Here is a 15,730-nt window from a genome sequence, read left to right on the forward strand (position 1 = left end):
TTATTTTTAATTAATGGATCATTCTGTTTTTGCAATAGTCCGTTTTGCTGCTGCCTGTGCGATCTCGATCGGTCCGTAAGGTCCGTATTTATGCTGCTGCTGGGAGAAGCTGTCGATATAAGGTCCGTACGGCATATCCAGCGGTTTTTTGTTCAGTAATTGCCAGTCGTCCTGCTGATCAAACCCGGGGCGTTGCCCGCTGTTGATGTAGGCGGCAATATCCCATGCTTCTTCGTCGGTAAGCTGCGGATTGCGGTAAGTAGCGCCCAGCGGCATGTTGTTCTTTATAAAACCGGCCATGCTGCGCAGCCGGAACAGTCCGGCGCCGTCATTAAAACTGTTGTTTCCCCATAACGGCGGGTAGGTATAGCCGGTGCCTTCCGCATTGATCATCCCCGCACCATCTGTTCCGTGACAGCTGATGCACTTTGTGTGATACGCTGCGCGTCCCCGTTGCGGGTCCGCCGCCCGGTCCATGAACTTCAGTTTCATCAGGGAAGTGCCTGCAAATATTTTTCCTTTAGGAACACCATCGCCCAGCCATTTGATGTAGGCAGAAATGGCCTGCATTTCTTTCGAAGCGGTGTCCAGCTTCTTCCCGTTAAGACTGCGTTGAAAGCAATCATTCACCCGTGCATAGATATCCTGGATCCCGTTGTTGCGCGCCCGGTATAACGGATAGGTGGCCGCCACTTTTCCAAAGTTATTTCCATAAGGGACCGTTCCCCCTTTCAAATGACAGTTCTGGCAGTTCATGCCGTTGGTGATTGCAGCAACACTTCCTCTGGGTCCCAGGTAAGCAGCTGTGTTGGCGATCAGCTCATACCCGTAGCGTATCAGCCGTCCTTCTTCGGTATAATCCGGGATCTGGTAATGGTTCCAGCCCGTCCAGACCTGCTCCGCATCTGCCCCCGCCGTCGCCGCAGGTTGTTTCCGGTCCCGGTCTGTATTTTCTGTACATCCGTTTTCCAGAAGTACCAGTAGGGTCATAATCAGGAAAATAATAGCGGGTATCAAAAAAGCCTTCATTTGCGATCTTCGTTTATGTAACAAAACTAGCTGGTACACAATGAAGAAAGAAATCAATAAATCGGATCGCCTATAACTTTAAGTTATAGCAATATCAGTCTATCATTCAAATAGGATATAGCATCCAGTAGCTTATCCCGATTAAAAGCAGGTGTCATTCCTGTTCCAGCTGGTGCTTGTATTGCTGTATATGTTCTTTTATGGCTTTATCCGGTTCGGGATAGCGGATGTCTTTATATTTCTTCAGTTCCTCCAGCAGGATGGAGGCCACGAGGTAACGGCAGATATCTTTATCATCCGCCGGAATGACATACCAGGGTGCTTTTCCGGAGCCGGTATGCCGGATAGCGTCTTCATAACACTCCATATAATGGTCCCATAATTTCCGCTCCGCAAGGTCTCCCGGCGAAAACTTCCACTGATGCTTCTCTTTTTCCAGTCGCCGCAACAGCCGGTCCTTCTGCTCATTTTTACTGAGATGCAGAAAGAATTTAAAAAGGATCGTTCCGTTCCCGATAAGTTGTGATTCAAAATGGTTGATCTGTTCAAAACGTTGTTGCCAGAAATCCCCGGGCAGGTCCTCCACTTTTTCTATTCCGGGCAGGCGCTCGTTGAGCAGGTATTCGGGATGCACCCGTGTTACCAACACGTTTTCATAATGTGTGCGGTTGAACACACCGAACTTTCCGCGTTCGGGGAGCGCAACGGCATGACGCCATAAATAATCGTGCTGCAATTCAAGCGCAGAAGGGGTTTTAAAGCTGCTGACCACCACCCCTCTTGCATTGAACTCTTCAAATACTTCCCGTATCAGGCTGTCCTTGCCCGAGGTATCCATTCCCTGTAAACAGACCAGTACGCTATAACGGTTATGGGCATACATTTTCTCCTGGAAAGCACTCAGCTCCTTACGGATGCGCTTCAGTTCTTCCTTGGCATCCGCTGCATTGACAGCGGAAGAAATATCTGTGGGGTGTTTGCGGAGCTTAAAATCCCTGGCCGCTTTAAATTTCTTTTCGAATCCGGCTTTCATAACTACCTTTTTAGATGAACAGGGAAGATACAAAATACCGGGCAGCAAACCCGGGTCCCGGCACTAAATTCCGTGACGGGCGGGAGCGGCTAGCTGCCGGGTTCTTCTATCGCTTTCCGGTTCGTGCGCTTCAAGATCACCGCATGAAGGATCAGTGTGAGACTGATAATGGTAAAGCCCAGATAGAACCCGTTGTTCAGCGACTTGTTCTCTTTGAGGATAATAAAGGCCATCAGGATGCCGTAGAGCGGTTCCAGGTTATAAGACAGGCTTACTGTAAAGGCCGACAGTTTTCTTAAGGCACTCATGGAAAACTGGAAAGCCACTACCGAACAAAGCCAGGCCAGTACCAGCAGCCACAGAAAATCACCCAGGGAAGGCAGCAGGGTGGTTACGGGAAACAGCCGCAGATAAAAAGGCATTACCAGGGAAAGCGTTATAAACCCGCCGGTCATCTGCCAGGTGAGCACGGTTTGCATATTCACCCGTTTCATGGAAAACTTCAGAAGTATCGGGAACAGTGCGGCAAAAAAGGAAGAGATGAACCCCAGGATGATCCCCAGCTTGTATTGCGCATCGAAGTGGAAAATAAGATAGATGCCGAATACCGAACAGATACCCAGGATCAGTTCTGTTTTCTTTATCGGCACACGGTTCAGCAGGGGTTCGAGGATGGCGGAAAAAAAGCCTACCGCAGAAAGACATACCAGCCCGATGGATACATTACCGTATTTGATAGATGCATAAAAAAAGACCCAGTGCAGGGCCGATAAAAAGCCGATTCCGGAGATCTTCAATGCCTCCTTGAACGACAGCCGCTGCAGTTTGCCGGTCAGCCACATCAATATCCAGAGTGTTACTGCGGCAATCATCAGGCGGTACCATACCAGCAGTCCTTCGTTCAGGGTGATCAGCTCTCCCAGGATGCCGGTGAACCCGGCAAGTAATACAGCGATATGTAACTGCAAAAACGCTTTTTTCATTCCAGGCTGCAAGCTAATCAAAGAACTTTGATCGCAAACATTCATTCCCTTATTTTTGTTATTAACAAGTGTTAGCAGTCAACTATTCTATATGCAGATAAAAGTAAACTCAGAGATCGGATTGTTGAAAAAGGTATTGGTGCACAGTCCGGACAGCGGCATCGGCAAGGTCATTCCTTCAAAAGCGCAGGACTGGCTTTTTGAAGACATTGTGCACCTGGATACCATCCGGAGAAAGGAATACGATTATTATACAAAGCTCCTGTTGTATTTCTTAGACCCGTCATTAATAAAGGGCCGGCTGAAATCGGTTGACGACCCTAAAAACAATTTCCATTTTTACAAACCGGGGAAACCAGGGTTCCATAATTCCAAAAACGTTATTGAGATACAGGAGCTGCTGGCAGACATCCTGCAGGATTCCGCGATCCGGAAAAAACTGGTGGCTTCGGTGTGCGCGATCGAAAACTGCTCCTACCGTACCCAGGAACTGTTGCTGAAGCAACAGCCGGATGAGCTGGCCAAGATCTTTATCAGCGGCACCGGCAACAACCTGGACATGCTGTTTCCTCCCGTGCCTAATTTTATTTTTACAAGAGACATCGGTATCGTTATAAACGACCACATCCTGCTGAATAAACCGGCCAAAAAAGCGCGGTTACGGGAAGCCTTGCTGATGAAGTATATTTTCTTTAACCATCCCCTGTTTAAGCAATACCGTTCCCGCATCATTGAACTGGCCGACAGTCCTTACCACTTCCTGCTGCCGGTGGATGCGGACGAATACAATGTAACACTGGAAGGTGGTGATGTAATGGTAGTAAGCCGGGAACATGTGGTGATCGGCATCAGCGAGCGTACCAGCATGGCCGCCGCACAGCAGGTAGCCACGATCCTTTTTAAAAAGAATATCGTTAGTAAGGTAACGCTGGTACAGATCCCGCAAAAGCGGGAATATATGCACATCGACACCATTTTTACCCAGGTAAAGAAAAACACCTGGGTATTGCTGGGCGCTTTCTCAAAGAAACGTACAAAAAAAGAACTGGGTGATGTGATCCTGCAACAGATCGAAGATCAGAAACCGGAAACGACCGTTTCGATCCTGCAGTTCAGAAAAAACAATATTGCAAAACCCGTTCGCTTCTCCAGCCTCGAGGACCTGCTTACCGACATCAGCCGGAAAGACCTGAAGGTAAAAGGAAAGATAGAAATCATTCATTCGGGTAACGATGAATTCCCTTTTGACCTGCGCGAACAATGGACCGACAGCTGTAACCTGCTGGCTTTAAAAGACGGGGTGGTTGTAGGATACGACCGGAATGACAAGACCCTCGAAGCCTTCCGCCGGGCGGGATTCAGGATCATCGACGTAAAGGAATTACTGCCCCTGATGGAAAACGGTACCCTGAAACCCGAAAAGCTGAACAATGTTTTTATCACCATCCCTTCGGCAGAACTTTCCAGGGCCCGCGGCGGTTTTCATTGCATGAGCATGCCGCTGCTGCGTGCCGATATTTAAATTTTAAAACCCTACAGGAATAACCGTACCCATATGCAAACAACCTCGCATTTACTGATGATCCGGCCCATCGCTTTCGGCTTTAATGCCGAAACCGCGGTAAACAACGCGTTTCAAAAACAAAACGGCAATTGGGATGTGAATGAAAAGGCGCAACAGGAATTTGATCAGCTGGTGGCACTTCTTCAACATCATAATATCAAGGTACAGGTGATACAGGACCGGCCTCAGCCCTATACACCGGACTCTATTTTTCCCAATAACTGGATCTCGATGCACAACGACGGACAGATCGTTCTCTACCCGATGTTTGCACCCAACAGGAGACCGGAGCGTGCCAAGGGGGTGGTGGATGCCCTGAAAGAACAGTTTGTGATCTACTCCACCGTAGACCTTACCGGTTATGAAAAGGAACAACGCTTCCTGGAAGGAACGGGCAGCATGGTGCTGGACCGCGTACATCAGAAGGCCTATGCCTGCATCTCTCCCCGTACAGATACGCGCGTGCTGTATGACTTTTGTGGTGTACTGGATTTCACTCCCGTATTGTTTCATGCAGCTGATGCTAACGGCACCCCGGTTTATCATACCAATGTAATGATGAGCATTGGCGAGGATTACGCTATCCTGGCGACCGATACCATCACCGATAAAACGCAGCGTGACCTGGTACTCCGCTCCCTCTCAGAAACGGGAAAGGAAGTCATTCCCATCAGTATCGGGCAGATGGAACATTTCGCCGGAAATGCCCTTCAGGTAAGGAATACAGCAGGACAGCGATTTCTGGTGATGTCGGATGCCGCATTCGGATCGCTTTCACCTGACCAGCGGAAACAGCTGGAAAAATTCAATCCCATCCTTCATGCGCCGCTGGACACCATTGAGCAAAACGGCGGCGGCAGTGCCCGCTGTATGATCGCAGAGATCTTTCTGCCACCGCAACACATTCCTGTTACTGATTAAAAGAAAACAATGAAACAATTTCTTTTCTATGGTTTGTTCCTTTTTGTTGCTGTTACAGCACAGGCGCAGCATTCCTACAAAGACAGCCTGGATCTATTCCTGGAAAACTATGTAAAGGACCACCAGGTGGTAACCGGGGCCGATAAACAATACTTCCGTTTTTTTCCGGTTGACGAAACCTACCGCGTGACGGCCCGGTTCCGGAAAGAAGAGAACAGTCCCTGGACGGCGTTCCCGACCTCCAGCGGTAAAACCAAGCAATACCGCATTTACGGATGGCTGGAATTCAAGCTCCACGGAAGCGATCAGAAACTGGCCGTTTACCAGTCGCAATTCCTGTTGCAGCAAAAGGAATATTCCGATTACCTGTTCTTACCGTTTAAGGACGCTACCAATGGCAAAGACAGCTATCAGACGGGCAGGTACCTGGACCTGAAGACTTCGGATATTAAAGAGGGTACAGTAGTGCTGGATTTCAACAAAGCTTATAATCCTTATTGTGCCTATGTAAGCACCGGTTACAGCTGTCCGGTTCCGCCAAAGGAAAATCATCTGAAGATCGCCGTTAATGCCGGGGAAAAACAGTTTGCCCGGGAACATTAAGCTCTATCCTTCCAGTGTATGGCGCATCCCCTCCCGGAACGGCAGCGGTGCATAACCAAGTACTTCCATGGCCCTGGAAATGTTCAGTCCGCTTTTTAACGGCCGGTTTGCCAGCGCCGGTAAATCCGCAGTGGACACGGGTTTTAGCTGATGGGTGTGAATACCCAGAAATGCGGCAGCCTCCATCGCCATCTGGTAAGGTGAAAGGATGTCCTTTCCGCAGAGATGAAATACGCCCGTGGCCTGCCGTTCAATAATGGCAGCAATACCTTTTGCCAGATCCGCAGCATAAGTAGGTGTGCGCTCCTGGTCATCTGCCAGCCGGTAGGCTTCATTGTTCCGGAGTTTTTTCGAGATCATCGTCATAAAGCAATCCCGGCCGTACAGCGGTTTCCCGTAAACAAACACGGTACGGACGATCGCCCAGCCGTATGCATATTCTTTTACGGCCTCCTCGGCCTCCAGCTTGGTACGACCGTAATAGTTAACCGGATCTGCAGGATCCTCCTCCCGGTGCATACCCTCCCTGCCGTTAAAGATAAAATCGGTGGATAAGAAAATAAAAAAGCTTTTATATTCCGCAGCATTCAGCAATAACTGCACCGTTGCGGCAGTATTGATAGTATAAGCCAGGGCCTTGTCGCCTTCACAATCATCGGGCTTGCTCATGGCGCCGCTATGTATCACAGCTTCCGGCTGAACAGCTTCAAAAACAGCGCTCAGGGTATAGGGATCCGTGAAATCCAGCTGGATAAACCGGTAATTCGGGGCATTAAAATCAGATTGGTCCGGTGTTCTTGATGTGGCGAATACCTGGTGACCTGCTTCCAGTAATTGTTGTACCACATAACTTCCCACCAATCCGTTCGAGCCCGTTACCAAAATTTTCATATCGGTTGTTTGTATATAAAAAAAACTCCGGCAAAATACCGGAGTTTTCAGCGAATTCAAAATATTATTATCCCAGATAGGATTTCAGCGCACTGCTGTACCGTGCTTTCTGCAATCTTTTAATAGCACGTTCCTTAATCTGGCGGATGCGTTCTTTGGTCAGGTCATACTTCTGTCCGATCTGTTCGATGGTAACCCCATTCTCGCCATCCAGACCAAAATAGGCGTTCACAATTTCAGCTTCACGGGGAGACAGTGATTTCAGCACCCTGCGGATCTCATTACGCAGCGAATCCTTCATCACATCGTCATCCGTATCAGAGCCGCCTTCCAGCAGGTCGCCCATAGCCACATCCTCGGCCTCATGTACGGGTGCATCCAGCGAAGTATGACGGGTATTGCTCTGGAAGATATTGTTGATCTCGGTCTCGCTCATCTCCAGCAGCTCGGACAGCTCTTCTGTAGACGGTTCCCGCTCATGCTCCTGCTCAAACGCCATATAAGCTTTGTTCGCCTTGTTATAGGTACCAATCTTATTCTGTGGCAACCGCACCAGTCTTCCCTGCTCCGCCAAAGCCTGAAGGATCGACTGACGGATCCACCATACTGCGTAAGAAATGAACTTAAATCCTTTTGTTTCGTCAAAACGCTGCGCTGCTTTAATCAGACCCAGGTTCCCTTCATTGATCAGGTCGCTGAGTGAAAGCCCCTGGTGTTGGTATTGTTTGGCCACAGATACCACAAAACGCAGGTTGGCCTGAACCAGTTTGTCCAGTGCACGTTGGTCGCCCATTTTAATTTTCTGGGCCAGTGTTGTTTCCTCTTCGGGTGTGATCATAGAGATCTTTGAGATCTCCTGCAGATACTTCTCCACCGCCTGAGAATCACGGTTAGTAATTTGTGTAGCAATTTTTAGCTGGCGCATAATAGAATTTAATTATGATAACAGTCCGGAACAAACCCGGACCTTCTCCCTAACAATATTAACAGTTTTTTTAAAAACATTCAAAGATACAACAGAATTCACGAAAAACCATCCGGCTCCGCAAACTTCTATGTAATATAACAGTTTTTTTGAAAGATAGTTATACCCTGGTTAAGACGTTTTTAAAGGGCTGTTTCCTGCTTTATAGGTGCGTTTTAGTATAACTATCATTACAATGCCTGCGATGATCATCAGAAAAGAGATCAGTTCGGCCTGGGTGATCTGCATCCCCAGTACGCTCATTTTTACGTTCACGCGGATCTTCTCGATAAAGAACCGCTCCAATCCATTCAATATCAGATAGATGCCAAAAAAGACACCCGGCACTTTAAACCGTTTCCGGATGGCCCATAAGATACCAAAAAGGATCAGCCCCATAATGATCTCATACAGCGAAGTGGGGAATACGGGTACCGGAAGATGATTACAGTATTTGCCGGTGCAACCGGCGAGCTGTACACCGGCTTCATTCACATTATGGGGGAAATCATAGGCAAAAAACCAATCGGGCAGGAAACTTAAAAATCCGGGCTTGGAGAAAAATGCATGATGGGTGGAGTTATGCGCAAAGAAATCGGCATTGGCGGTGACCGCGGCCTGAAAGTCGTTCAGCGTACCGGGTGTGATGCCTCCCTGCGGACCTGTTTTAAATGCCGCATTGTAAACACCCCAGTCCCCATCGCCGGATACCTGGCAACCGATACGCCCCAGTCCGTATGCCAGCATCATCACCGGCGCCATCACATCCAGGAAGTGTAAAAAATTGATCTGGTGTTTGCGGGTATACCACCAAAGGGCGATACCGGCACAGATGAGCCCGCCATAAAAGGTGAGCCCCGACATGGAAAAAATCGAGGAAGGATCCTTTATGAACGAATCCCAGTTCTCAAAAGTATCGAACAGTTTGGCCCCCAACAGCCCGAAGATAATGGCGATCATGGTGATCTCCCCCACCCGGTCATGCGGCCATACCCGGATGGTACGGGTTTCAGGGGTGGCCAGTTTCTGTTTATTTTTTTCACGCCATTTCACAAACGTGAACAGCAACCCCAAACCGATGCCTGCAAGCCAGTTGCCTTTGGAAGAAAAAATATATTCCTGGGGGTTCACGGCGTCACCATTAGCCAGGAACAGCCCGACGATCTTATATCCCAGCAGAAAGCCGAGTATAAAATTAGTTGCCAGCTCTCCCAAGGTAGCCGGTCTGCCTACCAGCACCTTTTCCTCTACTGGTCCCAGCAAGCCCTCTTTCCCCTTCCGGCGCAGCTCCTTTGCCAATACAATGGAGCAGATGATAAATGCCAGTGCTACAAAAAAACCAAAGGAATTTACAAAATGCAGAAAGTTCCATTTAACACCGAAAAAATCACTAAATACGTAATACAGATTTGGATACATGCGTTAAAATTGAGCAGAATATTACAAATATAAGGCAGGTTTAAGGTTCGAACGCTCAAAAGTTTTCTTTGTTGCAGCCGGGTAAGGATGTTTACACAGGAACAAAAAAAGGTCCCGCACTTTTCATGCGGGACCTTTTATTTCAGGGATATGATTAGTTGCAATATTCTTCAAAAGCAGCGATCAGGTTCTGAGCGATCATCTGTGCGGAACGGCCTTCGATCTGATGACGCTCAATAAAGTGCACCAGTTCTCCATCCTTGAATAAAGCAATGGACGGGGATGAAGGCGGGTAAGGCAGCAAATGCTCTCTTACCTTGCTCACCGCATCAATATCGAACCCTGCGAAGCTGGTGGTCAGATGATCCGGTTTTTTCTCGGAATTTGCTACTGCCATTAACACACCGGGGCGGGCGGTACCAGCCGAACATCCGCATACAGAATTAATTACCAGCAGGTTGGTTCCTTTTTTTGTAAGGGCCGTTTCCACCTCTTCCGGTGTGGAGAGGTTCTCAAACCCATTATCCGTTAATTCCTCCATCATGGGAATCACTATTTCTTGTGGATACATATTCTTTTGTTTATTTTTTAGGATAACGCAAAAATAACCAAAAAGTTGGTCAGACGAAACATTCCTCCCGGATACCTGGATACAGATCCGGAATGTCAACCCAACAGCCAAAACACTCCAAAATATGACATTTAGTCATTTTAAAATAAGTAAACATGTCATTATTTCCTGTTTTTTGATTTGGTTTTGGATTTGCTCCTTTGCTAATCAAATTGATAACTTTTAAAAACGAATAGCAATGACAAACGTAAAATTCAACGGAACCCCCTTCGAGAGAACACTGACCAGCCTGGTGGATGATTTTATTACAGATATACCTGCGCTGTTTAAAAATGAAGTAAAAAAACCTGCTTACGGATTTGTTCCGGTAAACATCACGGAGAAAGAGAACGCGTACCAGATAGAAGTGGTGGCTCCCGGATTTGAAAAAAGTGATTTTAAGATCAGCCTGGATCAACAAATTCTTTCCATAGCTGTTGATAAGAAAGAAGAAGAAACTGCAGCTGCTGAAAAAAACATCCGGAAGGAATTCAGGACCAGATCTTTCAAAAGGACCTTTACTGTAAACGACAAGGTGGACACGGATAAAATAGAGGCCAAATATGTTAACGGAATCTTAATAGTTACCATTCAGAAAAAGGAAAACATAAAAACGGCGTCAAAGGATATAGAAGTTCTTTAATGATATAAAGTACATAAATTTTTCTCATAAGCAGTTAGTTTTGGTTTAGAGCCCGTTGTTTCTACAATGGGCTTTTTTATATTCTCCAGCGGCGGGTAAACCATATTCCCGGATAGTTCGTCATAAAGCAGTAAATTCGCGAATCATTTTAACCGTTCATTATGCCTGTACTTAAAAAAACTGTAATTTTTGCAGCTCTTTTAGTTGTTAGCTTCGGAGCAGTGAATGCCCAGGTTACAAATGATTCCATAACCCTGCCCCATATCAATCCCAATAATATCTATCGTCATACAGACACTTCCCTGCGGATCATCAACCTGAACCCGTTTTTTTCGCTGCACGTGGATTCCAGTCTTTCTTACCAGTTGCAGATCAATAAACCGGTAAAGAATTATTACTGGTTCCTTAAAGATGCCCCGACAGGACTGAGAGTAGACAAGGACAACGGAACACTCTCCTTTAAGGCCAATAAATCCCTGTTTATGGCCGGGCGGCTGAAATACGATACCAAGTACCCGGTACAGATCGGTGTACAGAACCTGTCGGATCCGAGCGACCGGGTGGATACCTCCTTTACCATTTCATTTTACAGTACCGATATTATTTTTCCACGGGTAAAACCTTCCGTTGTAAGTCCTGTATATGTTGAAGAAGGCAATAAGCTGGGTTTTAATATCCTTTGCGACAACGGAAATTTTGCGATCGACCGGATCCTGGTATCCAGCAATATTTCCATCGGAAATTTTAAACTGCCCAAGACCTGTGACGATACTTTTGAATGGACCCCTGGTTATGATTTTGTAAACGAAAAAGATTCTGCCCAGGTAAAGATCGTGAACCTGTTGTTCATCGGTACCACGCAGTTTAACTTTACGGATACCGCACGGATAAAAGTGGTGGTACGGAATGCCCTGAATTTTGACATTGCCACCCGTGAATATAATGATGCAGTGGAAAATATGAACCGGTGGCTCCTCCGTTACAAATACACGTTTTTGCAGCTGGATAAAAAACTGAAAAGCACAAAAAGCTGGCGGTCCGGTTTCGATATTACCACTGCCACTACCACCCTTACGGGTACGGTATTGGCCACCACGGCTGATCCCAAAGATGATAAAGACAAAGGCAAAGCGAACACGGGGAAAATTTTACCCAGTATTGGTGTGGTTGCCTTGCCGGTAAAAGAAGCGGCAGCGCCCGTAAAGAGCGTGGAGCAGAACCAGGCCAGCCTGCTCCGGGCAAATATCAAACGTCTGGAATACGTAACATTTGACAATAAGCTGTCCGGCGACCGCGATCCCAATATTGCGGCCAAAACCGATGCGCTGAGAAAAGAACTGCGTCAGAGTCAGACCCAGCTGGCGGAAGTACCTACGGAAATGGCGGAAACCATGACTGAAGAACAGATCAATAAGTATTTTGACAGCCCGAAGGTGCAACGTAAATACCGGCTGAAATAACACCCTGTTAATTTTTTCTGGCTCAATTTCTGTTTTACAGGATCAGGTAAACATCATTTTCTGGCATCCTAAACCGTCATCATATGCAGCAAAAAACAGAAATGACCACCCTTACCCAGGTGTTGGAAAAGCTGAAACAGAGAGGCATCGATCAGGAAATTACCATGAACGATGAAAAGCAGATGGTCTCGGAAAAACAGCAACGCGGTTACCAGCCCGGGGAGCTGCTGATCATACGGACCTTCCGTTTTGAAGATGAATCAGACCCGGATAATAATTCCATTCTTTATGTAACCCGCGACCAGCAGGGCAACCGCGCATTTATCCTGGATATTTACGGTCCTTACAGTAATCATGAGGGGCCCGAATTTGATGATTTTATTAAAAAGATCCCGATGGCAGAACGGGAAGACCAGGAATTATTTGACTCAGAGTAGCATCACTTCCGCAGTTAAAACTCGAAAAGTTTCCGCTCGCTGATCACATAATGGGTCTGACCGGGCAGTCCGGAAGCACCGGTGTACATGCCTGCGAACTGACTAAAGGCGGGTAATACCAGGTGTTGTTCACTTTTTATAAAACAGGGCAGGCACAAGGACTGGCGGGCCTTTCCACTGATGGTATAGCCGGGATGGAGATGACCGGAGATCGTGAAACAATCGCTTTTTATTTCGGTCATTTCATGTATAAAACGAAAGGGACCAACCTGGTGCGTTTCACGGGTCATGGTAATGCCCAGACTGTCGTGGCCGGAATTCATATGCCGGTCGTGATTTCCGGGAACCAGCAAAAAGGAAAGCGTTTCATGCTCCTTTCTCCAATCCCGGAACAGCTCCACTTCGCTGTTATAGCGGTGGTGAAACAGGTCGCCGGCAACCAGTACCTGAAGGGGTCGGAATTCCCGGATCAGACCCGAAAGCCGTTCCAGGTCATCATTGACCACACCGGTAGAAACAGGAATGCCATGCGCACGGAAATAGCCGGTCTTGCCGAGATGCAGGTCCGCCAGTACCAACAGCCGTTGTGCCGGCCAGTAGATGGCCCTTGCCGCCGACAGGATCAGCAGCTCTCCTTCACACATGATTTCGATCTTATCTTTTCCCGGCATGTCTTCCTTTGTTTTTTAAAGCCTCTTCCTGCATCCGCCGGATCCTGGTATCCAGTTCCTCACTGCTGAGATCCTGACGGAGACTGTCTACTTTTATGGGAAAACTCAACGGGGTAAATGCCTTTGCATTGATGATAACGATCCGGCTTCTTAATATCCGTTCCAGTGCGGCCTGCAGCCTGGGTTCTTCCAGCTGCTGGTAAAATACTTCATCAAATGCCTGTCGTAATAAAAGGTTTTTCGGATCGTATTGTTCAAAGATCCTGAAAATAATTCCCGATGAAGACTGAAGGTTTTTATTGTTCTTAAGATGGCCTGCGTAGTTACGCATTACCAGCCCGGCGATCACCGATATATCCCTGAATTTACGGCCCGCCATCTCTGCGGCGTTGATGCTTTTTCCAATATCCGCGGTAAGGTTATCCGTGGAGAAAACGGCATTCAGCTGCTCCCGGGTAAATTCCAGCGGCTGATCGCTCAGCAGTTCAAAGCCATAGTCATTCATGGCCATGGAAAAACTGATCGGCTGTATCCTGCTGAAGCGGTAGGCAATCAGTGCCGCCATCACTTCATGTACCAGCCTTCCTTCAAAAGGATACATGTAAATATGATGCCCGTCCTTTGTTTCGATAAGTTCTATCAGGAACTCATCTTCTCTGGGAACATGAGATACCTCCTGCTGTAGTACAAACAACGGGTACAGTGCTTTCAGCTCCCGGTCTCTTGTACGGGGGTTTAATGCTTCTGTATATTTATGCCGCAGCAGCGCGCTCAGGTTGGAGGAGAGTGGCAGCCGTCCTCCCATCCAGCTGGGAGTAATGGCCCGTTTGGCCTTACTGTGGCGCACCAGTACGGTCATTTCTTTAATCATCACAAACTCCACTACCTTACCGGCCAGGCCAAAGGTATCCCCCGGCAGCAGCCGGGCTATAAAGTATTCTTCCACCATGCCGATATAACCGCCGAACAGGTATTTCACTTTCAGCATCGGATCGCTTACGATCACGCCCAGGTTCATCCGGTGCATCATCGCAATCCGCCTGCTGCGCACGATATAACGCCCCTCTTCCACCACTACTTTCTGAAATTCATCGTAGGCCTGCAATACCTCTCCGCCCTGGGTTATAAACCGCAGCAGCCATTGCCATTCATCCGGCTCCAGTGCCCCGAAACAGTAGGTCTGTTTTACTTCCTCAAACAATTCTTTCTCCCTGAACCCTTCACCCACGGCCAGTGTTACCAGGTACTGTACCAGTACATCAAATGTAAGTACCAGCGGTACACGGCTTTCAATGATCTTTTCTTTTGCAGCTTCTTTAAGTGCGGCCGCCTCTACCAGTTCCAGGGAATGGGTGGGAAGAAAATAGATCCGCGACGTTTCAAAAGGAGAATGGCCGCTGCGACCCGCCCGTTGTAAAAAACGCGCCACACCTTTTGGAGAGCCGATCTGGACCACCGTATCCACCGGTTTAAAATCCACACCAAGATCAAGGGAGGAAGTGCAGATCACCACTTTCAGCAAACCCGTATGCAGCCGCTCTTCAATCCAGGACCGCAGCTCCGCATCCACAGAACCATGATGCAGGGCCAGCTGGCCCGCAAGCTCCGGTGCAGCGCCCAGCAGCACCTGGTACCAGAGTTCCGATTGTCCGCGCGTATTGGTGAAAAGCAGGGTGGTCCTGCTTTCCCGGATAATGGGCAACAGGCGTGCGGCCAGTTTGGTGCCTAAATGGCCGGCCCAGGGCAGCTCTTCAATATGGTCGGGTATAATGGAGATGATGGAGGTTTTCTTTTCCTCCTTTGCCTGTATTTTTACTTTGATACACTGCGGATCGGGCAGCAATACTTCCATTGCTTCCTCCACATTCCCGATCGTGGCAGAGATCCCCCATATTTTCAATCCGGAAGCGATGTGCTTTAAATGCGCAATGGCCAGCTCGGTAAGCACTCCTCTTTTGCTTCCCAGCAATTCGTGCCATTCATCCACTACGATACACTGCAGTGATTTAAAAAGAACGGAGTTATTTTTCTGAGCAAACAGCAGGTGCAGACTTTCGGGAGTTATGATGAGCACTTCCGGCATTTTTTTCTTCTGCCGCTGCCGCTCTGCCACAGGAGTATCCCCATTCCGGACGCCCACTTCCCAGTCGAGCCCGATGCCTTCCAGTGCAGCCTGCATCGCGCGGCCGAGGTCTTTTGCCAGTGAGCGCAGCGGAGTGACCCATAATAATTTCAACCCATTGCTATAGCGATCCGGATGATTCAGGTAGTGGATGACCAGTGCCAGGAAGACCGAGAATGTTTTGCCAAACCCCGTGGGAGCGATCACGATCCCGGAATACCCCTCCTCAAATTTTTTCCAGGTATCCTTCTGAAAACGAAACGGCCGCATGGATATGCGTTGCATCCATTCTTCAATGATCTTATACCCGTCTGACCGTTCAAAAGCTGCCACCTGTGTTCTTTTTATCCTTATAGTTCCAGCCACTTAAGGATTCTTCT

At 48.0% G+C, this 15,730-nt stretch carries 15 protein-coding genes; 6 read left to right on the forward strand and 9 right to left on the reverse strand.

All coding sequences use genetic code 11. From position 1 onward, the window contains the following. Positions 1 to 18: 18 nt before the first annotated feature. The 3 genes from K7B07_RS02940 to K7B07_RS02950 form a co-directional block, all read right to left on the reverse strand. On the reverse strand, positions 19 to 1,029 hold the full coding sequence (locus K7B07_RS02940) for a c-type cytochrome (protein WP_223707294.1): 1,011 nt from the start codon (positions 1,027 to 1,029) through the stop codon (positions 19 to 21). 154 nt (positions 1,030 to 1,183) lie between these two features. After that, positions 1,184 to 2,062, reverse strand: a complete 879-nt coding sequence (locus K7B07_RS02945; protein WP_223707296.1) for a PPK2 family polyphosphate kinase — start codon at positions 2,060 to 2,062, stop codon at positions 1,184 to 1,186. A gap of 89 nt (positions 2,063 to 2,151) precedes the next feature. Beyond that, positions 2,152 to 3,030 (reverse strand): DMT family transporter, encoded by an 879-nt coding sequence (locus tag K7B07_RS02950; RefSeq protein WP_223707298.1) that lies wholly within the window; start codon positions 3,028 to 3,030, stop codon positions 2,152 to 2,154. Positions 3,031 to 3,136: 106 nt separating this feature from the next. Between K7B07_RS02950 and K7B07_RS02955 the strand changes: the two genes are divergently transcribed. Genes K7B07_RS02955 through K7B07_RS02965 form a run of 3 tightly spaced genes read left to right on the forward strand, consistent with a single transcriptional unit; the run spans position 3,137 to position 6,133 of the window. Then, complete coding sequence (locus tag K7B07_RS02955) at positions 3,137 to 4,567, forward strand: arginine deiminase family protein (protein ID WP_223707300.1); 1,431 nt, start codon at positions 3,137 to 3,139, stop codon at positions 4,565 to 4,567. Positions 4,568 to 4,600: 33 nt separating this feature from the next. Continuing rightward, entirely contained in the window at positions 4,601 to 5,530 is a 930-nt protein-coding gene (gene ctlX, locus K7B07_RS02960; RefSeq protein ID WP_223707302.1) for a citrulline utilization hydrolase CtlX, read from the forward strand. Positions 5,531 to 5,539: 9 nt separating this feature from the next. Beyond that, a complete protein-coding gene (locus K7B07_RS02965; RefSeq protein ID WP_223707304.1) occupies positions 5,540 to 6,133 on the forward strand; it encodes a DUF1684 domain-containing protein in 594 nt (197 codons plus the stop codon). A 3-nt stretch (positions 6,134 to 6,136) separates the two neighbouring features. On the opposite strand, the gene K7B07_RS02970 is transcribed toward K7B07_RS02965, so the two are convergent. The 4 genes from K7B07_RS02970 to K7B07_RS02985 all read right to left on the reverse strand — a co-directional run bounded on the left by K7B07_RS02970 (position 6,137) and on the right by K7B07_RS02985 (position 9,978). Continuing rightward, the gene (locus tag K7B07_RS02970; RefSeq protein ID WP_223707306.1) at positions 6,137 to 7,024 is read right to left on the reverse strand and encodes an SDR family oxidoreductase; all 888 of its coding nucleotides are present in this window, start codon (positions 7,022 to 7,024) and stop codon (positions 6,137 to 6,139) included. Between the two features lie 67 nt (positions 7,025 to 7,091). Beyond that, positions 7,092 to 7,949 (reverse strand): sigma-70 family RNA polymerase sigma factor, encoded by an 858-nt coding sequence (locus tag K7B07_RS02975; protein WP_008585204.1) that lies wholly within the window; start codon positions 7,947 to 7,949, stop codon positions 7,092 to 7,094. 171 nt (positions 7,950 to 8,120) lie between these two features. After that, the gene (locus K7B07_RS02980) at positions 8,121 to 9,407 is read right to left on the reverse strand and encodes a prolipoprotein diacylglyceryl transferase (RefSeq protein ID WP_223707308.1); all 1,287 of its coding nucleotides are present in this window, start codon (positions 9,405 to 9,407) and stop codon (positions 8,121 to 8,123) included. Positions 9,408 to 9,561: 154 nt separating this feature from the next. Continuing rightward, complete coding sequence (locus K7B07_RS02985; protein ID WP_223707310.1) at positions 9,562 to 9,978, reverse strand: BrxA/BrxB family bacilliredoxin; 417 nt, start codon at positions 9,976 to 9,978, stop codon at positions 9,562 to 9,564. 238 nt (positions 9,979 to 10,216) lie between these two features. Here K7B07_RS02985 and K7B07_RS02990 point away from each other — a divergent pair, with 238 nt between their 5' ends. From K7B07_RS02990 to K7B07_RS03000, 3 genes are all read left to right on the forward strand, one after another. Next, positions 10,217 to 10,660 (forward strand): Hsp20/alpha crystallin family protein, encoded by a 444-nt coding sequence (locus tag K7B07_RS02990; protein WP_223707311.1) that lies wholly within the window; start codon positions 10,217 to 10,219, stop codon positions 10,658 to 10,660. A gap of 161 nt (positions 10,661 to 10,821) precedes the next feature. Next, positions 10,822 to 12,120, forward strand: a complete 1,299-nt coding sequence (locus K7B07_RS02995) for a hypothetical protein (protein ID WP_223707313.1) — start codon at positions 10,822 to 10,824, stop codon at positions 12,118 to 12,120. 83 nt (positions 12,121 to 12,203) lie between these two features. After that, positions 12,204 to 12,557, forward strand: coding sequence for a hypothetical protein (locus K7B07_RS03000; RefSeq protein ID WP_223707315.1), 354 nt, complete (start codon positions 12,204 to 12,206; stop codon positions 12,555 to 12,557). Between the two features lie 14 nt (positions 12,558 to 12,571). On the opposite strand, the gene pdeM is transcribed toward K7B07_RS03000, so the two are convergent. Then, positions 12,572 to 13,228: a ligase-associated DNA damage response endonuclease PdeM gene (pdeM, locus tag K7B07_RS03005; protein ID WP_223707316.1), complete on the reverse strand. Its 657-nt coding sequence runs from the start codon at positions 13,226 to 13,228 to the stop codon at positions 12,572 to 12,574. Next, positions 13,212 to 15,683 carry a ligase-associated DNA damage response DEXH box helicase gene (locus K7B07_RS03010; protein ID WP_223707319.1) on the reverse strand — a complete coding sequence of 824 codons (2,472 nt, stop codon included), beginning with the start codon at positions 15,681 to 15,683 and terminating at the stop codon, positions 13,212 to 13,214. The genes pdeM and K7B07_RS03010 overlap by 17 nt, the downstream gene beginning before the upstream one ends. Between the last annotated feature and the right edge of the window lie 47 nt (positions 15,684 to 15,730).

Source organism: Niabella beijingensis (assembly GCF_020034665.1).
Classification (GTDB): domain Bacteria; phylum Bacteroidota; class Bacteroidia; order Chitinophagales; family Chitinophagaceae; genus Niabella; species Niabella beijingensis.